This is a genomic window from Kitasatospora sp. UYEF31 (assembly GCF_057291755.1).
In genome coordinates this window covers 1-25,486 of record NZ_JBXAWK010000016.1, presented here as the reverse complement: position 1 = coordinate 25,486, position 25,486 = coordinate 1, and the positions used below count along the sequence as shown (strand labels likewise).

The 25,486-nt window shown below is 70.9% G+C and carries 18 protein-coding genes; 5 read left to right on the top strand and 13 right to left on the bottom strand.

The features are described 5' to 3' along the window. Positions 1-52: 52 nt before the first annotated feature. The 8 genes from AC0Z36_RS10630 to AC0Z36_RS10595 form a co-directional block, all read right to left on the bottom strand. Positions 53-1,579, bottom strand: a complete 1,527-nt coding sequence (locus AC0Z36_RS10630; RefSeq protein ID WP_485462520.1) for a family 20 glycosylhydrolase — start codon at positions 1,577-1,579, stop codon at positions 53-55. Positions 1,580-1,641: 62 nt separating this feature from the next. Then, the gene (locus AC0Z36_RS10625; RefSeq protein WP_485462519.1) at positions 1,642-2,400 is read right to left on the bottom strand and encodes an FHA domain-containing protein; all 759 of its coding nucleotides are present in this window, start codon (positions 2,398-2,400) and stop codon (positions 1,642-1,644) included. A gap of 204 nt (positions 2,401-2,604) precedes the next feature. Then, positions 2,605-3,924: a VWA domain-containing protein gene (locus AC0Z36_RS10620; protein ID WP_485462518.1), complete on the bottom strand. Its 1,320-nt coding sequence runs from the start codon at positions 3,922-3,924 to the stop codon at positions 2,605-2,607. Beyond that, positions 3,921-5,219: a PP2C family protein-serine/threonine phosphatase gene (locus AC0Z36_RS10615; RefSeq protein ID WP_485462595.1), complete on the bottom strand. Its 1,299-nt coding sequence runs from the start codon at positions 5,217-5,219 to the stop codon at positions 3,921-3,923. Before AC0Z36_RS10615 ends, AC0Z36_RS10620 begins: the two co-directional genes overlap by 4 nt. A 5-nt stretch (positions 5,220-5,224) precedes the next feature. Continuing rightward, positions 5,225-7,540 carry a serine/threonine-protein kinase gene (locus AC0Z36_RS10610; RefSeq protein ID WP_485462517.1) on the bottom strand — a complete coding sequence of 772 codons (2,316 nt, stop codon included), beginning with the start codon at positions 7,538-7,540 and terminating at the stop codon, positions 5,225-5,227. Further along, a complete protein-coding gene (locus tag AC0Z36_RS10605) occupies positions 7,537-8,901 on the bottom strand; it encodes a hypothetical protein (protein ID WP_485462516.1) in 1,365 nt (454 codons plus the stop codon). Before AC0Z36_RS10605 ends, AC0Z36_RS10610 begins: the two co-directional genes overlap by 4 nt. Then, on the bottom strand, positions 8,898-9,878 hold the full coding sequence (locus tag AC0Z36_RS10600; protein WP_485462515.1) for a glutamate ABC transporter substrate-binding protein: 981 nt from the start codon (positions 9,876-9,878) through the stop codon (positions 8,898-8,900). Before AC0Z36_RS10600 ends, AC0Z36_RS10605 begins: the two co-directional genes overlap by 4 nt. Further along, positions 9,875-11,269 (bottom strand): hypothetical protein, encoded by a 1,395-nt coding sequence (locus AC0Z36_RS10595; RefSeq protein WP_485462514.1) that lies wholly within the window; start codon positions 11,267-11,269, stop codon positions 9,875-9,877. The genes AC0Z36_RS10600 and AC0Z36_RS10595 overlap by 4 nt, the downstream gene beginning before the upstream one ends. Positions 11,270-11,576: 307 nt before the next feature. Between AC0Z36_RS10595 and AC0Z36_RS10590 the strand changes: the two genes are divergently transcribed. Then, complete coding sequence (locus AC0Z36_RS10590) at positions 11,577-12,545, top strand: ATP-binding cassette domain-containing protein (RefSeq protein WP_485462513.1); 969 nt, start codon at positions 11,577-11,579, stop codon at positions 12,543-12,545. 85 nt (positions 12,546-12,630) lie between these two features. Further along, complete coding sequence (locus AC0Z36_RS10585) at positions 12,631-13,458, top strand: ABC transporter permease (protein ID WP_485462512.1); 828 nt, start codon at positions 12,631-12,633, stop codon at positions 13,456-13,458. A gap of 154 nt (positions 13,459-13,612) precedes the next feature. Here AC0Z36_RS10585 and AC0Z36_RS10580 read toward each other — a convergent pair whose 3' ends face one another. From AC0Z36_RS10580 to AC0Z36_RS10565, 4 genes are all read right to left on the bottom strand, one after another. Then, complete coding sequence (locus AC0Z36_RS10580) at positions 13,613-15,202, bottom strand: peptide chain release factor 3 (protein ID WP_485462511.1); 1,590 nt, start codon at positions 15,200-15,202, stop codon at positions 13,613-13,615. A 137-nt stretch (positions 15,203-15,339) separates the two neighbouring features. Continuing rightward, positions 15,340-18,678 carry an AfsR/SARP family transcriptional regulator gene (locus AC0Z36_RS10575; RefSeq protein ID WP_485462510.1) on the bottom strand — a complete coding sequence of 1,113 codons (3,339 nt, stop codon included), beginning with the start codon at positions 18,676-18,678 and terminating at the stop codon, positions 15,340-15,342. 253 nt (positions 18,679-18,931) lie between these two features. Then, the gene (locus AC0Z36_RS10570) at positions 18,932-19,201 is read right to left on the bottom strand and encodes a DUF397 domain-containing protein (RefSeq protein ID WP_485462509.1); all 270 of its coding nucleotides are present in this window, start codon (positions 19,199-19,201) and stop codon (positions 18,932-18,934) included. Beyond that, positions 19,198-20,067 (bottom strand): helix-turn-helix domain-containing protein, encoded by an 870-nt coding sequence (locus AC0Z36_RS10565; protein ID WP_485462508.1) that lies wholly within the window; start codon positions 20,065-20,067, stop codon positions 19,198-19,200. Before AC0Z36_RS10565 ends, AC0Z36_RS10570 begins: the two co-directional genes overlap by 4 nt. Positions 20,068-20,597: 530 nt before the next feature. Here AC0Z36_RS10565 and AC0Z36_RS10560 point away from each other — a divergent pair. After that, the gene (locus AC0Z36_RS10560) at positions 20,598-21,020 is read left to right on the top strand and encodes an ATP-binding protein (RefSeq protein WP_485462507.1); all 423 of its coding nucleotides are present in this window, start codon (positions 20,598-20,600) and stop codon (positions 21,018-21,020) included. A gap of 116 nt (positions 21,021-21,136) precedes the next feature. On the opposite strand, the gene AC0Z36_RS10555 is transcribed toward AC0Z36_RS10560, so the two are convergent. After that, complete coding sequence (locus AC0Z36_RS10555; RefSeq protein ID WP_485462506.1) at positions 21,137-21,997, bottom strand: alpha/beta hydrolase; 861 nt, start codon at positions 21,995-21,997, stop codon at positions 21,137-21,139. 166 nt (positions 21,998-22,163) lie between these two features. Here AC0Z36_RS10555 and AC0Z36_RS10550 point away from each other — a divergent pair, with 166 nt between their 5' ends. Together AC0Z36_RS10550 and AC0Z36_RS10545 are read left to right on the top strand one after the other, a co-directional pair. Next, positions 22,164-23,333 (top strand): aromatic ring-hydroxylating oxygenase subunit alpha, encoded by a 1,170-nt coding sequence (locus AC0Z36_RS10550; protein WP_485462505.1) that lies wholly within the window; start codon positions 22,164-22,166, stop codon positions 23,331-23,333. Between the two features lie 439 nt (positions 23,334-23,772). Next, on the top strand, positions 23,773-25,287 hold the full coding sequence (locus AC0Z36_RS10545; protein WP_485462504.1) for an outer membrane protein assembly factor BamB family protein: 1,515 nt from the start codon (positions 23,773-23,775) through the stop codon (positions 25,285-25,287). Positions 25,288-25,486: the final 199 nt, after the last annotated feature.

Genomic DNA, 25,486 nt, shown 5'->3' with positions numbered 1-25,486 from the left:
CTGGAGAGATCGTTCAGGGCAATTTTGTACATGACCGACGCGGCAATATTCCCTACAGGCGGTCGGCGAAGTTGATCCCGGCCGCCGTCCAGCGCTCCTGCTGTGCGGCCACCCGGGCCTTGAAAGCCGCCAGGTCCCGTGATTCAGCGGGCGACCAGGCCTTCTCGGCCACCGCCGCCAGTCTCGGGAAGATGAGGAACTCAGCGTCCGCGACGGACCGTACCGTCTCCGTCCACAGAGCACCCTCGACGCCGACGACCGCCGTCTCCGGGACACCCGGCAGATGGGTTCCGGGGTCCCAGTCGTACGACTTGTCGAGGTCCACGAGCCCGGCCCACTTCAGGCCCAGCTCAGTGTCCTCGTCGTACTTCATGTCGACGTAGGTGTGGTCGGCCGGTGCCATGACGACCTTCGCGCCGTGCTCCGCGACCGCCTCGGCGACCTTCCCGGCGTCCTTGGACGACTCGTTCCAGTAGCCGAGCAGCGCCCCCTCGGCCGGCGGTCCGCCGGCCAGCTGGTGCCAGCCCCAGATCTGCTTGCCGTGCTTGAGGACGAGCTCCTGCGCGCGCTCCATGAACACCGTGTAGCGCTCGGCGGTCATGGTGAGCGCCTCGTCGCCGCCGATGTGCAGCCACGGGCCCGGGGTGATCGCGGCGAGCTGGCCGAGGACCTCGTCGACGAAGGTCCACACGTCTTCGGAGGTCTCGTCCAGGTCGCTGAAGCCGACCTCGATGCCGTTGTACGGTTCGGGCGGCATCGTGCTGGCGCCGAGCGACGGGTACGCGAGGATCACCGCGTGGGTGTGCCCCGGCATGTCGATCTCCGGGACCACGGTGATGTGGCGCTCCGCCGCGTACTCGACGACCGCCCGGTAGTCCCGCTGTGTCCAGAACCCGCCGGGGCCGCCGCCGACCTCGGTCATCTTGTCGGGCGCGGTCAGTTCGGGACGGCCGTTGATCTCGATGCGCCAGCCCTGGTCGTCGGTCAGGTGCAGGTGCAGGTGGTTGAACTTGTACCGGGCCAGGTGGTCGGTGAACCTCATCACCTCGGCCGGGGTGAAGAAGTGCCGGCAGATGTCGAGGCTGAAACTGCGGTATTCGTACCTGGGCTGGTCGAGTTGGACGGTGCCGCACGGCACGGTCCACTCCATGGCGACGCGCTTGCCGCCCTCGGCCTCGACCGGGAGCAACTGGCGCAGCGTCTGCACGCCGTGGAAGACCGCGGTGGGGGTGCTGCCCTGGATCAGGACGGTCTGCGCGGTCACGCGCACAGTGTGGACATCCCCGGTCGCTCCGGAGCCCGTCGCCAGCTCGGGCTTGACCTCAAGCACGATGTCGCCGCCGCCACGCGCCACGACGGCACCGGTGTCCTTCACCGCGGGCACCGCGTAGCCACTGACTGTGCGGAGCAGCCCGGCCAGTTGCCGTGCGGTGGGGAACAGCGCGTCGGCATCGCGCGGGAGCTCGGCGCGGACCCGGATCCGGCTGCCGGGACGCAGTGTCCAGTGCCGCCCGGGGACGGGCCGCACCTCGACGGGTGCGGGGACGATCGCCTCATAGCCGGTGGCTGCTGCGCTCACGCGTGCTCCTCTGCCTGATGTGCCGTGGGAGTCGGATTGGTCCAGACCACCCTAGCCGCAGGTCAGTTCGCCGCGCGATGTATCTCCAAGGTCGTCCAGGCCCCGAGGTGCACTTTGTCCCCTTCCCGCAGGGGGACGGGGATGTTGACCTCGATGGCTTCCTCACCGTAGTTGATGTACGTGCCGTTGCGGGATCCCAGGTCGGCCACGGCCAGGGTGCCGTCGGCGCGGCGCAGCAGCACCGCGTGGGTGTGCGAGACACCCGAGTCGGCGGGGGCGTCGGCCAGGTCGATGCCCAGGGGGGTGTTCGCGGGGCGTTCACTGTTCTTGCTGGCCCGGCCGATGAGGAGGTTCTCCTGGCCGGCGGCGAACGGGACGGTGCGGGGGGTGTGGTACGGCGGGAAGTGCATTTTCCGGCCGTCGGGGCCGGCCTGGTCCTGCACCCAGGTGAAGTAGCGGGTGTCGGCGCAGACGGTGACGTCCCAGCCGCCGGTGCCGTGGCCGGGGCGGACGGGCAGCGGGTCGGGTTGCCGGGGGTCGGGCACTTTCGGATCGACCGGCTGGGGGATCGGGGCGGGCGGCGGGCTGGAGATGATCGGGCGGCCGCAGCCTTCGCAGAAGCGCGCGCCGGGTTCGAGGGCGTGCCCGCAGTAGACGCAGACCACGCCGGCGGCCGGCGCGTGGGCAGGGTGCCCGACCGCGGGCGCGGTGGACGACGGGCCGCCCTGACCGGCAGCCGCCCGGACAGCGCCGATGGGCCGGGCGCACTCGTCGCAGTACTCCGCGTCCTGCGATTCGTGCCCCACGGGACACTGGGGCATCCGTTCCTCCTGGTGAGCTGACTGACGGTCTGTCAACGACAGTCTTGCAAAGAGCTGTCAGGCCTGAGTCGGGCGTACGGTTTTCCCGCGGCCGATGGCGTGTTCCCCACCGCGGTCCTCAGCGATTCCCGCGGCCGATGGCGTGTTCCCCACTGCGGTCCTCAGCGTTTCCCACGGTCAGCGTCAGGTTCCGCAGGACCGTCGTCACGCCCCCTTGAGCCGGAACGTCTGACTGTAGATGTCGCCGTCCATCTCGTCACCCTTGTCGATCGCGCCGCGCATGACGATGGTGCCGGTGTCCGGCTCGACCTCGACGAACTTGCCGAGGAGTTTCGCGGTCTGCTCGTCGCCGACCTCCTCGGCGCGGGCCAGGGCCCGGCCGAGCTTCTCGGTGGCCTCGTCGATGTTGTTGTTGCGGCGGGCCTCCAGGCCCTCCTTGAGGTCCTTGGCGATCTCCGCGCGGCCGGTGTAGAAGGCCACTTCGTCGCAGATCTCCATGGACCGCTCTTCGTCGTCGGTCCATTCGGCGAACACCCCGGCTTTGGCCAGTTCCTCGACCGTACCGTCGGAATGGGTGAGGACCAGGGAGACCAGGCCTGGTCGGTAGCGTTCGCCGACGCCGCCGGGTTCGACGTCCAGGCAGACGTGGTAGTGCCGTTCCTCTTCACCCCACGCGGCGGTCGGGTAGTCGCCGATGTTGGTCCCGGTGTCGGTGCGGCGGCCGGTCAGGTCCTCCATGCCGGGGCGTACCTGCTTGACGAACTTGACCTTCGCCGAGCCCGGGGTGCGGACGCGCAGCGCCACGTCGGCCACGGACTTGGTCATCGCCTCGGCTGTCATCTCGGTGAAGTCGGCGACCAGGTCGGCGGGTTCGGCGACCCGGGCGCAGCCGCCGAGCAGCGCGGAGGAGATCTTGAGGAGTTCGCTGGTGTTCCAGTCCTTGCCGATGCCCCGGCAGTCGCAGTTGAACACGCCGGCGCACTCGTCGATGGCGGCCTGGAAGTCCTGTTCGCTCTCCGACTCGTTCTTGCCGTCGGTGAGCAGGATGGCGTGCTTGATGGCCTGTGGGTGTTCGGCGAAGAGCCGGTTGGCGAGTCTCAGCCAGGACCCGATGGCGGTGCCGCCGCGGGCCCGGAGGCGTTCCACGTCGCGCTTTGCGGCGCCGCGGGTGGCGTTGTCGGCGACTGCCATTCTTTCTTCGTACGGGTAGACCATGGTGGCCATCGCGGTGCCGGAGACGACGGCGAACAGGGTCCCGTCGCGCAGGGTGTCGATGGCGGCCATGGTCGCCCGCCGGGCCTCTTTGATCTTGGTGCCCGGGAAGTCCATCGATCCTGAGGTGTCCACCATGATGACTTCGGCGGCCTGGACGGCTGTGCCGCCGCCGGTCCCTGTGCCGCCAGGACCGGGCCCGACCGACTTGACGTCGACCACCGCGTGGACCTCCCGGCCGCCGACGGGCTGGAAGACGTTCTGGTGCACCTCGATGGTGAAGGTGGGCAGACTCGTGTGCGGAGCACTCATGAACGGGTTCCCTTCGGGGGTGCGGCTGACTCAGTAGTGGGCGGCGGGGGCGGTTGGGACCCCGCGGTGACGGTCTGCTGGTAGGTGTCGCAGGACACCGGGTCGGGCACGTCGGGGGCGGGCGGCGGGAACGGGACGAGTGCCACGGTGATGTTGTCGGCGCCGCCGCCGTCCAACGCACGGGCCGTCAGTTCCCGTGCGGTGTCCAGGGTTTGGCCGTACGGGTCGGGAAGTGCGGCGCGGTGCAGTGTCCCGGCGCCCGGCAGGTAGTTCCACAGGCCGTCGCTGCACAGCAGGACCACGCCGGGGCCTTCGGGGCGGATGGTCGCGGTGCGGGCCCGTACTTCGCCCGCGTCCGCGCCCAGCCACGACACGATCGCGTGCGCCCGCCGGTCGGCGAAGGCCTGTTCGGCGGTGAGGATGCCGAGCGCGATCATCCGGACCGCCCACGAGTCGTCCTCGGTGAGCAGCTCGGACCTGGCGTCGTCGGCGGCGTCGAGCCAGTAGGCCCTGCTGTCGCCCACCCAGCCGACGGTGACCGCGTCGGTGGTGACCACGGCGGAGACGAACGTGCAGGCGGGGCAGTTGCCGTCGGCGTCGGTACCGGTGAGCCGGGCCACGGCGGCGGCTGCTGCGGCGACTCCGGCTTCGGTGGCCTTCACCGGTGTCGCGCCGCTGCGCAGCGCCGAGGCCATCGTGCGGCAGGCGGTCGCCGCGGCGACCGCTGACGCTTCATCAGGACGGGGTGAGGAGGAGACGCCGTCACAGACCACGGAGACGACGGCCCGGCCGAGTTGCGGCGAACGGATCACGCGCAGTGCGAGGGCGTCCTCATTGCGGAGGTGGCGGTGGCCGCGGTCGCTGACGCCCGCGGCCGGGCCGAGGTCGATCTCGACGCGGTCGCGCGGGTTGTAGGGGCGTCCGCAGTCGTCGCACCAGCCGTCGGCGCCGACGGTCGGGGTCCGGCAGACGCCGCACAGGCGCGGGGACCACCCGGCCCGCCCGGACAGTCCGCTGCTGGAGGGTTCGCTGCGGACGGTGCCGCTGGCGCCTTCCGGGGGCCGGGGCGCGGGGCGTTCGGCGACGGGCGTGGGGACGTCCGGCTGGAGTTCGTAGCCGCAGGCCTCGCAGTAGCGGTGCCCGGCGGCGGCGGGGGCTCCGCACATGCGGCAGTGCACGGTGGAGATCGGGCCGCCGGCGGCGACGGGATGGTGGTCCCGTCCGGCCTGGGCGGGTCCGTCCGCCGGGGAGATCTGGCCGGTCCGGCCGCCGCTGCCGTTCGGAGGCGTCTGCATCTGTGTCACACCCATGTCCGTGGCCGCACTTCGTTCGCTCGGTCGACCAGGGCCACCCGCTCGACGGTCGTGTCCACATGCCGGGCGAGCGACCGGTAGCGCGCCTCCAGGGCCGTACGCAACGGCTTTTCGGTCAGCGCGGTGCCCAGGACGGTGCCGCCGCCGGTGGCCCCGTTGGCCCCGGCGCACACCCAGTCGAGGGCGGCGGTGAGGACGTCGACGGCGAGCCTGTCGCCGACCTCCCCTTCGAGTCTGAGGTCCATGAGGTGCCCGGAGGCCTGCGCGAGGTCGGGTTCCAGGGCCTCGTCCGGGGCGCGCCCGGTGACGCGGATGCGCAGTGCGGCGGACTGCGCGGCCACGTACATGCTGGACACCGCGGGGACGGACTCCAGGACGGCGACGGCCCCGTCGCGGTCCCCGCCGGCCAGTCGGCAGCGGGCCAGGCCGAAGGCTGCTGCGACGTAGGTGGTGTCCGTACGCCACACGTCTTCGTATTCGGGGGCGGCTTCGGCGTATCTGCCCAGGCGTTCGCGGCACACGCCCAGCGCGAGTCTGGCGGTGCGCTCGCCGGGGAACATCGCGCGCAGTTCCTCGAACTGGAGCAGTGCCTGTCCGGCGTCGCCCGCGGACAGGGTGAGCAGTCCCCGGTACCACTGGTGCCGCCAGTCGGGCGGGTTGTTGTCGATGTCGTCGAGGAACGCCCCGGCGCGGTCGGTGTCCCCTTCGGACAGGGCCAGCCAGGCCAGGCGCAGGAGCGTGTCGGTCGTGCGGACTCCGGCGGCGGTGAGCTGCGGGAGCAGTTCGTCGACGGTGGTGGCCGTGGTGGCTTCGAGGATCGCGGCGGCGGGGTCTGCGGGGTCTATCCGGGGGACGGGCAGGGCGAGGGCTTCGACTCCGGGAGCCGGTCGTTCGGCTTCGGAGCCGGCGTGCGCCGGACGGACTCCGGCCGCCGCGGCGGGCTGGCGGGCCGGCCCCCTGGCGCCGTCCGCGGCCGTAGGCACAGGGACGTCGGGGTAGCCCATCGACACCTCGGGGCCGAACAGGGCGGACTGCCGGGGGCTGGGCTTGCCGCTCTGCGTGGCGACGACCTCGTGGAGGACGCCGCGGCACTGCTCGGCCATCTCCTCGGCGCTCTCGAACCGCTGGTCGGGGTCGGGGTGGCAGGCCCGCAGGAGCAGCCGGTGGAAGGATTCGTACGCGGCGAAGAGCGGCACTTCGGACACCGGCGGGAGTTCGTGCTTGCGCTCTTTGTGGAACCCGGGGAAGCCGAACGCGAGGTAGGCCATGGCGCGGCCGACGGTGTAGATGTCGGACCACGGGGAGGGGCCTTCGAACTCGACTTCGGGTGCCTGGAACCCGGAGGTGCCGAAGATGGGCCCGCCGACGGCGGTGGTCTCCCGGACCGCGCCGAGGTCGATGAGCTTGACCTGCTTGTCGGTGAGCATCACGTTGTCGGGCTTGAAGTCACAGTAGACGCGGCCCTCTTCGTGGAGGTGGCCGAGCGCGGGGAGTATCTCGATCACGTACGCCAGGACCTGGTCGAGCGGCAGCGCGGCCTGCTTGTCCCTGACCGCCGCGCGGTGCTCGGTGAGCAGGTCCTTGAGGGAGAGCCCGTCGAGGTACTCCATGACGATGTACGTGTCGTCGACGCGGCTGCGCGGGTCGGTGTGCGCCACGACGTCGTGCACGATGACGATGTTGGGGTGGCGCAGCAGGACGAGGTGGCGCTGTTCGGCCAGGACGATGTCCCTGGCCTCGCTGTCGCCGCTGCCGAGCAGGCCCTTGAGGACGACGAGCTGGTCGAGGGCGATGTGCCGGGCGAGGTAGACCCAGCCGAAGCCGCCGCGGGCGATGCAGCCGACGATGCGGTAGCCGCCGACGGTGTCGTCGGGCTGGAGTTTGGGCGCGAAGGAGTACGGCGTCCGGCAGTGCGGGCAGAAGCCGTGCACCAGTCCGGGGTGGCCGTCGTGGGTGCGGCCGACGGGGTTGCGGCACTCCTTGCAGATCCGCCGGTTCTCCGGCACGACCGGGTTGGGCATCAGCAGGGTGGCCGGGTCCCGCTTGGGGATCTGCGGCACCTTGACGACGCCGCCCAGGCGGCGGGAGCTGGAGGAGTGGCGGACTCCGGAGGCCCGGCGGCTGCTGCTGCCGGCCGTGCCGTGGGCGGAGACCGACCCTGACCCGCCGGTCGGTCCTGTCGGGTTCGCCGGTCCTGTCGACGAGGTGGCCGGTCTGGCTGCCTTCGCCGGCGGCCGGCCGCAGTCCAGGCAGTAGCCCTCGTCGATCTCTCCGCCGCATCCCGGGTGTTCGCACCGCGTCATGACGTCCCCCTGCTCCATTGGTTGCCGCGGACTTCGTCAGCGGTGCCGCCGCTGTTCTCATGGTCGTGGACTGCCGGCGCGCCCCGCGCGGCTCCGGTGGCCCGTGAGGTGCCGGAGACTGTCTCCGTGTAACGGTCCACCGTCGCCGTGGCTTCGTCGAGCGGGCAGGGCCTGCGGGCCAGTTCCCGCTTGGCCTGCTGGTAGAGGCGGTCGCTGTCCGGGTTTTCGCCGCAGCCGCGTCCGGCCGCCATCGCCCGGTAGGACTCCAGGCGTCCGCGCAGTTCGTCGCGGCGGGCGAGGAGCGCTTCGAAGCCGTCCCGCACACCGCGGAGCGTCTCGTCGGCCTTCCGTGTGTCCTGTTCCAGAGTGTCGAGTGCGGCGGCCAGGCCGGTCCAGTCCAGGCGTCCGCGCAGCTTCCGGACACGGTCCAGGCCGGACCGCAACTGGTCTCCGCGACGGGCGACTTCGGGTTCCCTGGCGACGGTCACCCGGTTGAGCGTGTGGGCGCGCCGCCGCGCGGTCTCGTCCTCGGCTTCGACGAGCCGGATGATTCCCCGCTCAAGTTCCTGCACTCTGCTGTCATAACGTTCCTGAAGGTCTTTCAGTGCCGCGAGTTCGTCGCGGACGGTGGTGAGGGTGCGTTCGAGTGCGGCCAGGTCGACGTCGGCGACGACGACCGGCGCGCCGGGGTCCAGGCACAGTTCGATCTGTCCCTGGACGTGGCCCAGCGGGTCGGCGGCCACGGCCTTCCTGGCGGTCGCCCAGCGGTTGCGTACCCGGCCCAGGATCTGGGCCGGCTGCGGTGCGGTGGCCGGGCCGCCGACGGCGGTGAGCAGGGTCTCGGACTCGCCGAGCAGCGCGCCCGTCCGGTCCACGGCGGGCAGCAGGGTGTTCCAGGCCTCCTCGGCTTCGGAGACCGTGCGGGCGACCAGCGCCCAGTCGTGGCTCATCTCGTCGACTACGGCGGCCATCGGGAGCCACCGGGTGACGACCGACCCGTCGAGCAGGCCGCGCCGCCCGAGTGGCAGTGCCTGGCCGGTCATCCCGACGGACGCGCCGTGGAGCAGGAACGTCAGTTCCTCCAGTTCGGCCCGGCCCGGCCGGATGCGCCGCGCCCGGACCTGCCGGGCCTGGCCGATCGTGGTCCGCAGGGCGTCGAAGTGGCTCCACAGGCGGGCGATGATGGGGGTGCACTGCTCCCACCGGCGGGCGGTCTCGCCGGTCAAGCCGGGCCCGGACAGGAGCTGGTGTCCGGGGTGTCCGTCCAGGCTGATGAGCCCGGCGCCGATGCCGTCGACCTCGGTCTGCCGCCGGGCGAGTTCCCGGTCGGCTTCCTCCCTGCCCAGCTGACGGGGCGTCACGGTTCGTACACCGGTTGAGGCATGGCCGGGGTCGTCTTCTCCTGGCCGGTGCGCAGGTACTGGTTGTACAGCCGGGTCCAGGTGCCGTCCTTGCTGATCTTCTCCAGCATCGCGTTGACGAAGCGGACGAAGTCCGGGTGGTCCTGGGCGATGAGCATCCCGTACGGCTCGCGTGATTCGGCGGGGCCGACGATCTTGGTGAACAGCGGGTCCTGGTGCTGGAGTCCGGCCAGGATGCCGTCGTCGGTGGACACCGCGTCGGCCGCGCCCTGCTGCATCTTGACCAGGCAGTCCGCCCAGGTGTCGCCGACGACCTTGGTCAGGCCGTACTTCGGTTCGCTGATCCGGGTCAGCGACGTCGAGCCGTTCACCGCGCACACCCGCTGCCCCTGGCGGCCCTGGAGCCCCGCGTCGCCCGCGCCCCGGGCGACCAGCATCCGCTGCGCGGCTTCGAAGTACGGGGTGGTGAAGGCGGCGTCCTGCTCGCGCGCGCAGGTGATGGTGGCGGTCTGCGCGACGATGTCCACCCGGCGGTCCTTCACCGCCTGCGCCCGGTCGAGGTTGCGGATCACCTGGAACTGGACGTACTTCGGGTCGTCACTGCCGAAGATCGCCTTGGCGACCTCACGCAGCATGTCGATGTCGAAGCCCTTGAGCCGGTTGTCGGCCACGTCGAGGTAGCCGAACGGGTAGGTGCTCTGGTCGATCCCGGCGCGCAGGTAGCCGCGCTGCCGGATCTCGGCCATGGTGCTGCCGGCCGGGAGGCCGCCCGGCGCGGGCAGCGGTCCGTCCGGCCGCAGGCTGGGCACACACGCGCCCTTGTCGTCGGCCGGTGCCGCGGCGACCGGCGGGGCGGTGGGTGTGGCGGAGGGCTTCTCCGACGGCAGGGCGCCGGGCTCCGGATCACTGCACGAGACCAGGACGAGCAGCGCGGCGACACCGGCGAGCAGACCGGCGGGGGTGCGGAACGCTGTCATCGGTACTCCCTCACCCGGCGGCGCAGTCCGTCCACCGTGCCGACCGCGGCCAGCAGCAGCAGGGTCACGGTGCCGATCCCGACACCGGCGAGGTTGTCGCGCCCGTTCGCGACCGAGCTCTGGAAGTCGGCCTGGTCCTTGGTGACGACGGCGGCGAGTGCCTGGTCGACCTTCGTGAAGGCCGTACGGGCGGACCCGTCGGCGGCCACGACCTTGGTCACCGCGTCGTTGAAGCGGTTCTCCTGGAAGTCCGTCGCGGCGGCGGCGTGCGCCTGCGTCCACGCGTCCACGGCCTGCGCGGCCTCCGCGAGTTTCGCCGCGGTGACCGGGTCGGACGCCGAGAGCCCGGCGGCGAGGTCCAGGAGCTTGCCCGGACCGACGAGTTCGCCCTTGGCCTTGATGAAGTCCGCTTCGTACAAGCCGTTGTCCTGGCCGTGCTGAACCAGCGTCAGTTCTTCGTCGCCGCGGGCCTGGAGGGCGGTGAACCGGGCTTTGGCCACCGACTCCATCGGGAGCCAGCCGTCCTTGCGCGCGTCGGCGAAGTCGGCGCGCGATGAGGAGGACGCCCAGCCGAGCCAGCCGGCCGCGGCCACCGTGACGACGGTGGCGAGCACCAGTCCGGGGTTGAACACCCGGCGGGTGCGCCGGAAGACGTAGACCTGGGTGCCCAGGAGGACTACGACCACCAGGACCAGGGCCGCGAGCGCGGTCCAGGGTGTGCTGGTCGCCTTGGTGTTGTCGTCGTGCAGCCTGGTGGCGGCGATGCCGTGCACCTCTTTGGCCCGCGACAGGATCTCGCCGCGCATGAGCTGCGAGGCGGCGCGCTGGTAGGCCGCGCCGACCGGGTGGCCCTGGCGGGTCTCCGCCCGCGCTTCGGCGACGAACGCCCAGTACTCGGGCAGTCGCTCCTGGATCTCGGCGAGCAGGACCGCCGTCGGTCCGCCGGGCTCGGATCCGGTCGCGTCGTGCAGCGCGCGCGACGCGCGGGCCACGGCGTCGGAGTAGGCCAGTTTGAGGTCCGGGGGTTCATTACCCGCCGTGAGCAGCCGGGCCGCTGCGGCCGCGTCGGCGTCCGCCAGGGCCTGGTAGAGGTCCTGTGTCTGCCGGACCAGCGGCCCGCTGTGGGTCGCGACGGCCGTCGCGCCGTCGGCCCGCTCGTTGACCGCCGCGAGCCCGAGGGCCCCGGCGAGCACGCACAGTGCGACGGCGACGACGCCGAGCCCGGCGAACCGGCCGGGGGTGGCGCGAAGCCACCGCCCGGACAGGAAGTCGGGACGCCGCAGCCGGCGCTGACGTCTGCGGGAAGCCTGGACGGCCACTGCGACGGGCGGCGCCGGCGGCCGGGGCGGGGCGGCGATCACCCCTGTTGACGACGGGTCCAACGCCACCATGGCCCAACCTCCCCCCGCAACGGTGCTGCCCGGCGCGGCCCGTTCACCGGGCTCCGCCGAAGGACGGTTCACCCGCCCCGTCCGACGCTATCGCCCAACTCCCTCACAGCCCGATGGTTTTCCCTCAAATCCCCTCTTCGGAGGGGCTTTCGAGGGGGTTCCCGCAGATGCCCCCACCAGCGCTGTCAGCGGTATGTCAGCGGTCGCGGGTCCGTGTCAGCGGCGTGTGGGTGGCTTGTCAGCGGGCCGGTGCACGGTGTTCTCAGCAGACAGGACAGAAGAAACTCCCAACCCGGACGGACATCCCATGACTTACGCAATCGAAGCCGAAGGCCTCACCAAGCGGTTCGGTGACACCCAGGCCCTGGACGGCATCTCGCTCGTCGCCGAGCAGGGCACCGTCCTGAGCCTCCTGGGCCCCAACGGTGCCGGGAAGACGACCGTCACCCGGACCCTGGCGACCCTGGTCAAGCCGGATTCGGGACGGGCCAGCGTCGGCGGGTTCGACACCGTCCGCCAGGCCCAGCAGGTCCGCCGGCTGATCGGGCTGACCGGGCAGTACGCCTCGGTGGACGAGGAGATGACCGGGTTCGAGAACCTGTTCCTGGTCGGCCGGCTGCTCGACATGTCGCGCAAGGACGCCAAGGCGCGGGCCCGCGAGCTGCTTGAGCAGTTCGACCTGACGGAGGCCGGAAACCGCGCCCCCGGCACGTACTCCGGCGGTATGCGCCGCCGTCTCGACCTGGCCGCCTCACTGGTCGGCCGCCCGGACTTCCTCTACCTGGACGAGCCGACCACCGGCCTCGACCCGCACAGCCGCAGCCAGGTGTGGGACCTCGTGCGCGGGCTGGTCGAGTCCGAGGGCGTGACCGTCCTGCTCACGACGCAGTATCTGGACGAAGCCGACCGGCTGGCGAACGACATCGTGGTGATCGACCACGGCAAGGTGATCGCCAGCGGCACCTCGGACAGTCTCAAGGCGCAGACCGGCGGGCAGACGCTGGAGATCCGCCCCGCCGACAGTGCCCGCGTCGACGCGGTGGCCGGGATCCTGACCGGGCTCACCGGAGACGTCCCGACCGTCGACCGCGGCCTGGTCCGGCTGACCGTCCGGGACGACGCGCTGCTGAGCGCCGTGGTGCGCCGCCTGGACGAAGCTCAGATCCGTACGACCGAATTCGCCCTGCGCCTGCCGAGCCTCGACGAGGTCTTCCTGACCCTCACGGGCCACCGGGCGCAGCCGGAACCGGACGAGGCGGAGGCGGAGGCCGCGTGAAAGGCCGATCGCGTACGGATTTCCCACCCGAACAGTTCCTGCTCGTCCTCGCCGTCCTCGCCCTCGTACTCATCCGGAGCCTGACATGACCACCACCCTGAACGCCCCCGTCCCGAAGACCGCTCCGAAGACCGCCGTGGCCCACCCGCGTGACCCGTTCGCGCCGGTGCGGCACTCGCTCACGCTCGCGTGGCGAAGCCTGGTCAAACTGAAGAAACAACCTGAGCAACTGATCGACCTGACGCTGCAACCGATCATCTTCATCGTCATGTTCGTCTACCTGTTCGGCGGCGCGATCGAGGGCAGCACCCACCAGTACCTCCAGTTCGTCCTGCCCGGACTGCTGGTGCAGACCATCCTGTTCGCCACCATGGGCACCGGGATCGGGCTCGCCACCGACATCAACAAGGGTGTCTTCGACCGGTTCCGGTCACTGCCGATCTCCCGGATGGCACCGCTCGCCGGTTCGATCATCGGCGACATCGTGCGGTTCGTCGTCGGTGCCGTCTTCACCCTCGGCTTCGGCATGATCATCGGTTTCCGGGTCCAGACGAACGCGCTGGCCACCTTGTCCGCCGTGCTGCTCGTCCTGGTCTTCGCCTTCTCCATCTGCTGGATCGCCGCGTGGATGGGTGTCATCCTGCGCAGTGAACGCACCGTGCAGGGCGTCGGATTCCTCGTGATGTTCCCGCTGACCTTCGGCGCCAACATCTTCGCCAGGGCCGACACCATGCCCGGCTGGCTGCAGGCCTGGGTGAAGGTGAACCCGGTCAGCCACCTGGTCACGGCCGTCCGCGGCCTGCTGCTCGGCGGCCCGGTGGCGAGCCACGTCCTGATCACCCTGGCCTGGGCGGCGGGCATCACCGCCTTCGCCGCCCCGATGGCCGTCCGGGCGTACAAGCGCAAAACCTGAGCCTTGGGTCCTTCCGTACGGCTGACTGGTTTTCCGCACAGCAAAAAGCCCGCCGGGTCACCTTTCCACGGTGACCCGGCGGGCTTTTCCCGTACGGTTTTCCCGTGCGCCGCGTGCTTCTTACTCGCGAGCGCTGGCTACTCGTACGCGCTGGCTACTCGTGCGCCGCGATCAACGGCTCGAGGTGCGCGTCCGGGAAGGTGCGCTCGAACGTGCCGAGCTTCCACTTGTCCGGGAACAGCGCCAGGATCGCGCCGTCCTTCGTGCGGGTCATCGCCTCGCCCTGCGCGATCCGCGAGCCGTTGAGCGCGTCGGCACCGGCCGCGTCGGTCAGCCGGGCCAGGCTGTACGGCAGGAAGTCCAGGTGCACGGGCGCGGAGAACTCGTGCTCCATGCGGTGCGTGACCACGTCGAACTGCATCGGCCCGACGGCCGCCATGACGGGGGCCTGGACGCCGCGCCGGTCGGAGGTCAGCACCTGCACCACGCCCTCCTCGTCCAGCTGCTCGACACCGCGGCGGAACTGCTTGGACTTGCTGATGTCCACCGGGCGGACGACCGCGAAGTGCTCGGGGGCGAAGGTCGGCAGCGGCGGGAACTTGACCCGCTTGCCGACGTACAGCGTGTCGCCCACCCGTAGCGCGCCCGCGTTGACCAGGCCCACGACGTCGCCGGGGTAGGCCCGCTCCACCACGGAGAGGTCCTGCCCGAACGCACTGTGCGCGTACTTGGTCGCGAACGGCCGGTTGTTGGCCTCGCGGGTCACGCTCATGCCGCGCTCGAACACGCCCGAGCAGATCCGGACGAACGCGACCTGGTCGCGGTGCGAGCGGTTCATGCCCGCCTGGACCTTGAAGATCAGCCCGGCGAAGTCGGCGTCCAGCGGTCGGGTGCCGCCGCCGTCGAGCTCACGCGGCGCGGGGGCCGGGGCGATGTCGACGACCGCGTCGAGCAGCGTGCGGACACCGATGTTGGACAGCGCCGCGCCGAAGAACACCGGTGTGGTCTCGCCCGCGAGGAAGGACTCCTCGTCGTGCACAGCACCCTCGAGCTGGAGCAGCTCCAGTTCCTCGGTCGCCCGCACATAGTCGACGTTCTCCTCGACCAGCGCGCGCTCGGCCGTCAGTTCCTCTTCGAGGGCCTCCAGAGCACCACCCGGGGCGCGGGTGTAGCGGCGCATCATGCCGGGCTCGCGGGAGTCGAGCAGCCCGCGCAGGTGCCCGGCCTCGCCGACCGGCCAGGTCACCGGGGTGGGCCGGATGTTGAAGGTGGTCTGGATCTCGTCCATCAGGGCCAGCGCGTCCAGGCCGGGACGGTCCCACTTGTTGATGAAAGTGATCACCGGGACGCCGCGGTGGCGGCAGACGTCGAACAGCTTGCGGGTCTGCTCTTCGAGGCCCTTGGCCGCGTCGACCAGCATGATCGCGCAGTCGACGGCCGCCAGGACGCGGTAGGTGTCCTCGGAGAAGTCAGCGTGCCCCGGGGTGTCGAGCAGGTTGAAGACCTGGCCGCGGTGGTCGAACTGGAGGACGGCGGAGGTCACCGAGATCCCCCGGGCCTGCTCCATCTCCATCCAGTCGGAGGTCACACCGCGACGGCCGCCCTTGCCGTGCACGGCACCGGCGCTGAGGATCGCCTGCGCGTGCAGCGCCAGGGCCTCGGTCATCGTGGACTTACCGGCGTCCGGGTGGCTGATCACCGCGAAGGTACGCCGCCGCGCCGCTTCGGTGTCTGCTGTGCTCACTGGGTCAACCGCCATGTTCCCCGCTCACGCGGATCATTTGCCGGGACGCGCCGCGGCTTCGTCAAGCAGAGCACCGGCGGCACTGTGACACCGCCCGGCTCAGGCGGGGCCGTTTCGAGGCTCCGCCGGAAGGTCCATTATCCCCGAACGGCTCCGGTGCTCCGGCCGGGGCCGCGGGCCGCCCTCCCGGGGCCGCCCGGTTCCGGCTCCGGCTGCCCCATCTCGGCCAGCGCCGCCTCCCGGTCCAGTGCCGCGCCCCGCTCATAGATCCGGTCGTACTCCCCCGCGCCGAGCGCCCCGCGGGCCGCGTCCACCGTCGCGCGTACGTCGTGGTCGCTGAGGTCGGTCGTGCCGCGCAGCCCCCTGGCCACACCGAGCAGCAGCGCGGCCCGCCGGACGTCGCCTTCAAGCGCGGCCAGCGCCGCGTGACCTTCGACCACCGCGCCGGAGATCGGCATGTCGAAGGTCGACCTGGCGAACCGCCACGCCTCCAGGTGGGCCAGGCGGGCGGCCACCAGGTCACCTTCCTCGCCGTGCAGGTAGCCGATCCCGGTGTGCATCAGTGCGACGACCTGCGGGGCCATGTTGAGCACCCGGGGCAGTATCCCTCTGGTGATCTCGAAATGCCGGCGGGCCTCCGGGAGGTCGCCGATTATCCGGGCGACGCCGGCCATCCCGATGTGGGTGAAGGCCCTCGTTACCATCGACGACTGCCGCTCCGAGAGTTCCAGCGCCACGGCCAGGTCGCGCCGTGCCCCGGGCACATCGCCGACCCGGGCCTTCAGCATCGCGCGGCGGACAAGTACTTCGGCGGCGTCCTCCTCCGCACCGAGCTCCCTGACCAGCTCAAGGACCCGGTCCGAGGCCGCGATGGCCTGGTGCGGCTCCCCCGCGAACGCGTACAGCTCCGCGAGCCCGGACAACGCGGTGGTCAGCCCCCAGCGGTCACCGATCACCTCGAAGGCCGTGACCGCCTGCCCCAGGCACCGGCGGGCGTCCTCGACCCGGCCCACGTTCACGTAGATGTGGCCGCGCACCGCGTCGGCGATCGCACTCACCCACGGGTCGCCGCGTTCCTCCGCCCGGTCGAGACCGGCTTCGGCCCGCTCCATCGCGCCGCGGAACGCGTCCAGCATCGGCATGAGGAAGAGCAGTTCGGCCCGCATGGTGCGGTGGTCGAACCGGCGGATCTTCCAGCGGGCGTGCGCGGCGGCGCGGATACCGCGCTCCTCCTGGCCGGTCGCATAGGAGTGCAGCATGCTGAACAGCTGGGCCAGCGCGTACTTTTCGGCTGGACTGCGCCCGGGTACGGAGGTCGCCTCCGCCAGCCAGGAGGCCGCCTCGACGTGGGAGCCGCGGATCGTCCAGAACCAGCCCAGGCCGGCCACGATGCGGACCGCCGAGTCGGCGTCTTCGAAGTGGACGGCGTGGCGCAGCGCCGTGGCCAGGTTGTCGTGTTCGGCGGTCAGCCGGTCCAGCCAGGCGAGTTGTTCCCTGCTGTGTATGTTGCGGTCGGCTTCCTCGGCCAGGTCGCGGAACCAGGCCGTGTGCCGGTCGGCGAAGGACCGCTGTTCACCGGAGTCGGCCAACTGCCCGGCGGCGTAGGCCTGGATGGTCTCCAGCATCCGGTAGCGGCGTTCCCGTACGCCGACCGCTTCGACGAGGGACTTGTCGACCAGTCCTGACAGCAGGTCGAGGACGTCCTCGGCGGGGACGTCGCCGCCCGCGATGATCTCCTCGGCGGCCTCCAGGGTCGCGCCGCCGGCGAACACCGAAAGCCGTCGCAGGACTGCGCGTTCGGCCTGGTCGAGCAGGTCCCAGCTCCATTCGACCACCGCGCGCAGCGTCTGGTGCCGGGGCAGGACCGTGCGGCTGCCGCCGGTGAGCAGCCGGAACCTGTCGTCGAGCCGCCCGGCGATCTGATCCGGCGTCAGGGACCGGGTGCGGGCTGCCGCGAGCTCGATCGCCAGGGGCATCCCGTCGAGCCGGGCGCAGATGGCGGTGACCGCGGCGATGTTGGACGCGTCGACCACGAGGTCGGGCCGTACGGAAGCCGCGCGGTCGGCGAACAGCCGCACCGAGGCGTAGGTCAGCGCCACCTCCGGTTCGGTGCCGGCCGACGGGAGCGCGAGGGGGCCGAGGGGCCACAGGACTTCGCCGCCGATCCCGAGCGGTTCCCTGGTGGTGGCCAGCACCCGCAGGGCGGGCGCGGCGGCCAGGAGCCGGTCGATGAAGTCGGCGGCCGCATCGACCAGGTGCTCGCAGTTGTCCACGATGAGCACGCCGGGGCGGTCGCCCACAAAGGAGGCGATCCGGTCGACGATGCGCTCCACGGAGGCCCGTCTGTCGGCTTCGCGGCCCGGCGGCGCGGGGGTTTCCAGGAGGCCGCTCTCGCGTCGCCCAAGGGCGTTGAGGACTGCCTGGAGGACGTTGGCCGGGTCGTGCACGGGGGCGAGTTCGACGAACCAGACCCCCGCGTCGCCGAGCAACTGCGAACCGACTTCGAGGGAAAGCCGGGTCTTGCCCGCGCCCCCGGGGCCGACCAGCGTGACCAGACGGGATTCCTGGAGCAGTTTGCGGATCCGTACGACGTCCTGGTCGCGGCCCAGAAAACTGGTCAGCCGGGCCGGCAGGTTGGTCCTGGAGTCCGCCGGCGGTCCTGCGGCGGGCGACGCTTCAGAAGAAGACGTCGTACGGGTGGACCCGCGGTCGCCTGACTCCGCGCGGGAGGGTTCCGGACCCTCCCGGCGCAGCACCGCCAGGTGCACGGCCGCCAGCTCCGGCGACGGGTCGGCCCCGAGGCTGTCGGCGAGCAGGCTGCGGACGCGCTGGTAGGCGCTCAGCGCTTCGCCGCGTCTTCCGGTGTCGTCGAGTGCGCGGATCAGCAGTCCGTAGAGCCTTTCGCGCAGGGGGTGTTCGCATACGGCCTGTTCGAGTTCGGCGACGGTTCCGGCCGCCCTGCCCAGGCGCAGGAGTGCTTCGAAGCGGTCCTCGACGGCGGCGGCGCGCCGCTCAGCCAGGCCCGCCGCCGGTCCGGCGGCGAAGCCCGCGCCGCCGGCGTCGGCCAGTGCGGGGCCGCGCCACAGGCCCAGTGCTTCGTCGAGTGCGGTCAGGGCCGCGGCGGGGTCGTTGTCGTCGAGCCGGTGCCGACCGGTCCTGGCCCGGGCCGTGAAGTGGTGGGCGTCCACCTGCCCGGGCTGTATTGCGAGGGTGTAGCCGGCGGCGTCGCCGACCAGCAGCGCGGGGTCCGGCAGCGCCCTGCGCAGCCGGGACACCAGGGCCTGCAGGGCGTTGCCCGGCAGGGCGGGAGTGTCGTGCGGACCCCAGACCGCTTCGATGAGCCGGGTGGCACCGACGGGGCGCCCGGCGTCGAGGGCGAGGCGGAGCAGCAGGACGCGCAGCCGCGCCCCGCCGATCGCGACCGGCCGGCCCTCGTCGTCCCGCACTTCGAGCGGACCCAGCACCTTTACCTGCACGCCCCCACTGTCGCAGGTTGCGGGGGCGCGAACGCGGGCAGCGGGCCCGGACAGTGGGGAAGGGCCGTCCGCCGGCACACCGCTGGGATTCCCACCGTCTCCCGGCGGATTCCCGGCGGCATTCCTAGAAAAAGATCATCGGGTGAATTCACCCATTCGTGGGATTTCCTTCACCCGACCGGGTGGAGTTTCCGGGGCTGATTCCAGCCCCGGAATACAACCAACTTGATCGGTGGCTCCCGTGGGGCGAGCCTCAGGCCAGGGAGCCGAGGAATGCGGACCACGCCTGCGGACCCAGTTCGAGGACAGGACCTGCGTCGACTTTGGAGTCGCGGACCAGAACGGCACGCTGCGGCAAGGCCGCTTCGACGCAATTGTTGGCGCCCCCGCTATAGGAGCTGCGGTGCCAGCGAAGGCCGTCTTCCTGCGCTTGCAGAACGGTGCGACCTGCGGGGCCCCGGTTTTCCGGACAGCGACTCTTTCGCTGTTCCGTATTCAGGGAATCGTGCCGGGAGTTGCTCAAGTCAATTCCTTTGCAGCGTGCTCGATCATGGACAGCGAGTCGCCGTACGGCAGCGCCGAAGCGCGGATGTCTTCAAAGATCCGCTGATAGACGCGAACGTGCTCGGTTTCCTCGAGATAAAGGCTACTCGTGCGCGTGTCCACCACCACGACGTCCAGGTCGGAAAGGGCCGGGAAATCGATGATCGCGAACGCGCCTTCAAGAGCCGGGTGCGCACCGCTGCCGAACGGCAGAACCTGAATGCGCACATTAGGCCTGCGGGCCACCTGCACAAGGTGGTGCAGTTGGGCCCGCATGGTCTCCCTGCCGCCCACGGACTGCCGCAGCACGGCCTCCCCCAGGACGACGGTGAGCTGGAAGGCCGGTTCCCCGTCCGGGCGGCTGCGGCCCAGGACGGCCTGCCGTTCGGCCCGCACCCGCACGAGCGTGTCCACCTGCGGGGTGCTGAGGTCGCCGCGCACCGTGGTGATCACCGAGCGCGCGTAGTCCGGGGTCTGCAGCAACCCGGGCACCAGGGCGAGTTCGAAATTGCGCATTCCGGAGGCCTCGGCCTCCAACGACAGGAGTTCGGTGTACGAAGGCGGCAGCACTGAGGAATAGCTGCGCCACCACCCGCGCTTCTTCGCCTCGCGGGCGAGGGTGAGCAGTCCTTCACGCTCGCCCTCGTCGTTGACGCTGTACAGATCCAGGAGGATCCGCAGGTCGACCGGGCGCACTCCGCTGCGCCCCAATTCGATCCGGCTGACTTTGGAATCGGAGCATTCCAGCCGTGCCGCGACGTCCTCGAGGCTGAGACCGCACGCTTCGCGTAGCCGTCGCAGTTCCGCGCCGAGCCGACGCTGGCGCACGGTGGGGTTGGGCGACATTGTCACGATGCACCTCCACTACACCCGTGAAGCATTCCTAACCGACTGAACTGCCTTGCTCCAGCTGCTGCCCCGCATGCCGCTACCGTCGCAGTCCGGGACAGGCCCCATAAGGGAATCCCGGTGATTCACACCTGCGCGGCCGTTTCCTACCCGGCGGCAGCCGCTGCCGGATCCCTGTTCGGCGAACCGCCCGTAATGGGCCGCTCCTGACAACCGATCCGTCAGGCGCGTCGACGCGGAGGGCTCCGGCGGAGGACAGTGTGCCGCACAAAGAGTGATCGAGTGGCTACTCGCAGAAACTTACGCCCAATCACACAATGGGAGTTGCAGGCCCCCGGACGGCCCGCCACTCTGAGGAACCGGCATGATTCATCGTCGCACCACGCCTGGCCTGTGTACCGGAATTCCACATCCGGGCTCCGGCCGGTCCCGCTCCGGCGCCGTCCACACCCGCCGGCCGTCCGGACACCGTCGCCATCCCGCCCCAGCCTCAGCACGGGCGGCACTCCCCGGGGGTCGCCTTGCGTTTGACGGCACAACAGCTGACGACACACCAGCAGGCCTTGTCAGCCCGCCACTACCGCATCCATCTCGCCGCGTCCGACGACGGCGTGGGCCGCACCCGGCGCGCGGCCGGCCGGCTGCTCGACTCCTGGGGCCTCGGCGAGTCCGTCGACACCGCGATCCTGCTCGTCAGTGAGCTGCTGACGAACGTGCTCGTACACGTCGGCCCGGGAGTTCCGTACTCACTGACCGTGACGCACGACGGCGAGCGACTGACGGTCGAGGTGCGCGACCCGTCCCCCTGCATGCCCGTGCTGCGGGAGGGGACGGACGACCAGGAGTTCGGGCGGGGCCTGGCGATGGTCGACTGCATGGCCGACACGTGGGGCTGCACGCCGAAGGCCCCCGGAAAGGTCGTGTGGTTCTGCCTCAACCTCTACGGCTGAGCCTCTGTGACTGAAAAGCCGGCCGTTGAACACCGACCGTTGAACACCGACCGTTGAACACCAGCCGTTGAACACCAGCCGTTGAGCACCGACCACCGAGCCGCGCCGCCGGGCCCCTACCGCGGACCGCTGTTGCGGCATTCCTCGGCGAACGCGAACACCCGCAGGTGGTAGGCGGCGGCGGCCAGGTGCAGGCTGATGTTGTGCCCGACGTCCGGCTGCCGGAAGGTCTCCACCCGGGGCGCCGCGGCGAGCAACAGAGCGGCCTCGGCGAGGACTTCGGACCCGGCCTCGTTGGACCGCTCGAATTCGGCGACCGCCCACTGCACGGGGGTCCGCACCCGCCCGAGGATGCCGGGCAGGGTCGCCGGGCTGTCCCGCGCGTCGGCGAACTCGGCGATCGGAACCGGCGCGGCTATCCGCCCCTCGCGGGTGAGCAGCGCGGGGTCGAAGGTGCCCGCCGGGCCGAAGTACGACGCCGGATCGCCGCCGCGCAGGGGAGGCACGTACTCCCCGCCGGTCGGCACGGACGCCAGCTGCGCCGCCTTCGCCGCGGTGTAGCGCAACGGCACACCGGCCGCCGCGAGCCCCGTCACGGCCTTGTCCGCGCGCGGGTCGGCGGTCATCCGCAGGGCCAGGACCGCACCCATCGAGTGCGCGGCGAGGAAGACCGGGGCGTCCAGCTGTTCGATGAGCGTGTAGACGGTGTCGACCTGGCGGTCCAGGCCCTGCTGTTGCCGGGGCAGACCGGCTGAGGCCCCGTACCCGGGACGGTCTATCGCGCACACCGTCCAGCCGAGCCGGGCGCCGAGCAGTAGCAGTGACTGCTCGGGGGCCTGGTCGCGGTGCCAGTAGGAGGCGCGGGAACCGCCGCCGTGCAGGGCCAGGACCGTGCCGCGTGACACCCCGGCGGGTTCGGCGCGCAGGCCGGACAGCCGGACACCTCCGACCTCGTATTCGACCTGCCGCACCGGCACGCGCCCCGCCCTCCAACCTGCTCGTCCGAAGGACTCCGATCCCATCACACGGGCGCACCAACCGGGGGGCCGGGTCGAGATTTCATTGACCTTGTCATGCATTAAGCCAATACTGCACCTGTCCAGCCTTGTGGACACGTGTCCGCACTCCGGGAGAGAGACTTTTATGAGGCACACCGACGTGGTCGCCACCGGGCGCCGCATCATCAAGCACCTCGCCGACCGCACCCTGGACCTGGGCGACGCCCCGGCGATCGTGGACACCGCGTGTTTCACAGACCAGGACCGGCACGAGCGGGAACGCGAGGTACTGTTCCGGCGCACCCCCCAGGTCGTCGGGTGGGCCGGCGAACTCGCCGAGCCCGGCGACTACATCGCGCGCGACGTCGACGGCGTCCCAGTCCTGGTGACGCGGAACGAAGCCGGTGAACTGCACGCGTTCATCAACGCCTGCACCCACCGCGGCATGCAGGTCGCCAGCGAGACCGACGCGGCCGAGGGACGCGCGGTCGGGTGCGGCTCAGCCAAGCGCTTCACGTGCGGTTACCACGGCTGGACGTTCTCCAACTCCGGTGCGTTGACCGGCATTCCGGCCCGGAAGCAGTTCCCCGGCATCGACCCGGGAGAGTTCGGCCTGCGCCCGCTGCCCGTCACCGTCAGCGCCGGGCTCATCGTGATCGGCCTGCGCCCCGACGTCGTCGTCGAGGGCTGGCTGGACGACCTCGTGGAGCCGTACGCGGGTTTCCCGTACGACAGCACCCGAGCCGTGGTCACCGAGGTGTTCCGCCTCAAGTGCAACTGGAAGCTCACCCAGGACATCAACGTCGAGGCGTACCACGTCCCGTTCCTGCACAAGGAGACGATCAGTCAGATCGTCGGCAACCACGGCATCGTGGACATCTTCGGCGGGAAGCACACCCGCTTCGCGGTGCCCATCCTCGGCTTCGAGAAGCTCGCCGACGTGCCGGAGGAGCACTGGCCGGACCGGCTGCCGATGGTCAACGTGCAGACGGTCTTCCCGTCGACCGTACTGATCGAGTCGCCGGTCAGCACGACGATGCTGCGCATCTACCCCGGCGACCGTCCCGGCGAGTCTGTCATCAGCATGACCGAAGGCGTCTGGTCCGGGATCGACGAGAAGGCCGCGTTGTACAACCACGACACCAACAAGCGGGTGCTGGCCAACGAGGACTTCCCCGGCGCGGAGGCCTGCCAGCGGGGCTTCGAGGCGGGCGTCCGGACGATGGTCGTCGGGACCGGCGAGTCCGCCGTCGCGCACTGGCACCGGGTGTGGGACGAGGCGCTGGACAAGGCTTCGGCGGACAGCGCGGCCTGAACCGGAGAGTTGCCCTGGGACTTCCCCACTCGAACTGGAACGCTGTTCCGGGAACTCCCCGCGTTAGCCGGACTGTTGCTCCAGGGCTTCCCCCCGCGCTCACCGGACTGTTGCTCCAGAGTTTCCCCCTGACGAACCGGAACGTTGCTCCAGCGCTTCCCCTGGCGAACCGGAACGTCGCTCTGGGAAGTCGACGCGCGAACTGTTCCCGCGCGGGCACCGTCGGCTCTACCTTCTCCCTAACAGTGCTTCGGGAGTGGGGAAACGCCCGACGATGCCCGGTACAGGGACGAGTGCAGGAACAGGTTCGGATACCGGCCCACCCGCCGGCCCACATGCCTGCCCACCCGCCGACCCACTTGTCAGCCCACGGGAAGACCCGGCCCGCACGGCCGCCTCCACGCACACACTGGAGGAGGCCGTCACCCGGGACGGGCCCATGTCCCGGGCAGCAGTGCGCGAACTGGCCGGGCAGCTCGCGCACGCGCTGGCCGCACTGCACGGGGCCGGGCTGGTGCACGGGCACCTCAGCCCGGCGTACATCCTGCTCACCCCTGCCGGGCCGCGCCTGCGCGGGGCGGTCAGCTACACCCCGCCGGAAGTCGGTTACCGGCCGCCGGAGTGGTCGCTGGAGGCTATTCCCGAACCTCCGGCGGACGTGTTCGCTTTAGGCCTGTTACTCAGTTACACCAGCGGCCTGGACGCCCGGCCGCCCCGGGCTGTACGCACACTCATCACCCAGTGCCTGCAACCGGACCCCGCCGACCGCCCTACGTCGTACGCATTGGACGCCTGGCTCAACCCGCCACCCGAAACCAGTCCCCCGCCGGAGCAGGCCCCGGCCTCGGAGATAATCACTGACGCCCAGTCAAGCGGCCTGCCGCAGCCGGAATCCGAGCAACCGACCCGGCGCAGGCTGATCATCCTGGGCCTGGTCGGCGCCGCGGTCCTCGGTGCCGGCGCGGCCTGGGGACTCCGGGCCGGGAACGGCACGAAGGACGCCCCCGCGCCCCACCGCCGCTGGCACCGCCCGTTGGACACCAGGGTCACCTCGGTGACCGCCGCCGGTGAGACGGCCTGGATCACAGTGTCGGGCGGTGCCGTCCACGCGATCGACATCCCCAGCGGAGAGATCCGCTGGACGGTCCGGACGGACGGGGTCGTGTGGTCCGACCCGATGATCGTGGGCGGCATCCTGTTCGCCGCCGCCGACCGGAGCACCGTCTACGGGATCCACGCGACCACCGGTGCGATCGTCTGGCAGCGCTCCCTGCCGGAACGGCCGGCGTCCTCACCCGTGGCGTTCGGCAGCTCGGTCCTGGTCGGCACGGACACCGGGCGCGTCCACAGTCTCAGCTTCACCGACGGGAAGGTCGAGTGGTCGTGGTTCGACGCGGACCACCAGGTGTCGGTGACACCCGCGGCCCACGGGGCGTTCGTCCACCTCGGCTACGCGGACGCCAGGATGTCCTCACTGGACCCCGAGACCCGGCAACTGCGCTGGACGACCCGGGTGGACGGCCCCGTCATCAACCAGCCACTGACCGTCGCCGGGCTGCTGTGCTTCTCCGCCGGGGAGAGCGTGCAGGCGGTCGACCCGGCGACCGGCCGGATGCGCTGGCTGTACAACGCCCGGCAGATGGTGAGCGCGCTGTCCGGCGACGACGATGCGCTGTGCCTGTGCCTGGGCGACGGCCTGGTGACCCTGGACACGGCCACCGGACGGGTCCGCTGGGCCTATCAGGGGATGGGGGCGATCCGGTCCGGGGCGACCCTGTCCGAGGGGGTCGCGTACGTCGGCACCGACCAGGGGCTGCACGCGTTCCGGGTGGACTCGGGGAAGCTGCTGTGGACACTGCCGGTGCGGTCGGGGCTTCCCGCTTCCCCCGGGGTCACCCGGAACGCGCTGATCGTGGGGGACCAGGACGGGGGGGTGCAGGGGTGGACGCTGTGAGCGCGGATCGTTGACTTTTCGTCGGGTCGACGCTGTGACTATTCAACGCTGCCCACCAACCTGAACCCCGAACGAGTTGAGGTCCCGCGAACGTAACTACTCACGTGGTGGTGTGACCTGCGCATGATCAGCTCGTTGGACTGACCGTGAGCCTGTCGAAGCGTCGTCCGTCGTACGACGACCTCGTACGCCTGATCGT

Coding starts and splice junctions, on each gene's coding strand:
- AC0Z36_RS10595 (WP_485462514.1), bottom strand. CDS start 11,269: ATGGTGGCGTTGGACCCGTCGTCAACAGGGGTGATCGCCGCCCCGCCC.
- AC0Z36_RS10585 (WP_485462512.1), top strand. CDS start 12,631: ATGACCACCACCCTGAACGCCCCCGTCCCGAAGACCGCTCCGAAGACC.
- AC0Z36_RS10625 (WP_485462519.1), bottom strand. CDS start 2,400: ATGCCCCAGTGTCCCGTGGGGCACGAATCGCAGGACGCGGAGTACTGC.
- AC0Z36_RS10615 (WP_485462595.1), bottom strand. CDS start 5,219: ATGCAGACGCCTCCGAACGGCAGCGGCGGCCGGACCGGCCAGATCTCC.
- AC0Z36_RS10610 (WP_485462517.1), bottom strand. CDS start 7,540: ATGACGCGGTGCGAACACCCGGGATGCGGCGGAGAGATCGACGAGGGC.
- AC0Z36_RS10565 (WP_485462508.1), bottom strand. CDS start 20,067: ATGTCGCCCAACCCCACCGTGCGCCAGCGTCGGCTCGGCGCGGAACTG.
- AC0Z36_RS10550 (WP_485462505.1), top strand. CDS start 22,164: ATGAGGCACACCGACGTGGTCGCCACCGGGCGCCGCATCATCAAGCAC.
- AC0Z36_RS10590 (WP_485462513.1), top strand. CDS start 11,577: ATGACTTACGCAATCGAAGCCGAAGGCCTCACCAAGCGGTTCGGTGAC.
- AC0Z36_RS10620 (WP_485462518.1), bottom strand. CDS start 3,924: ATGAGTGCTCCGCACACGAGTCTGCCCACCTTCACCATCGAGGTGCAC.
- AC0Z36_RS10545 (WP_485462504.1), top strand. CDS start 23,773: ATGTCCCGGGCAGCAGTGCGCGAACTGGCCGGGCAGCTCGCGCACGCG.
- AC0Z36_RS10600 (WP_485462515.1), bottom strand. CDS start 9,878: ATGACAGCGTTCCGCACCCCCGCCGGTCTGCTCGCCGGTGTCGCCGCG.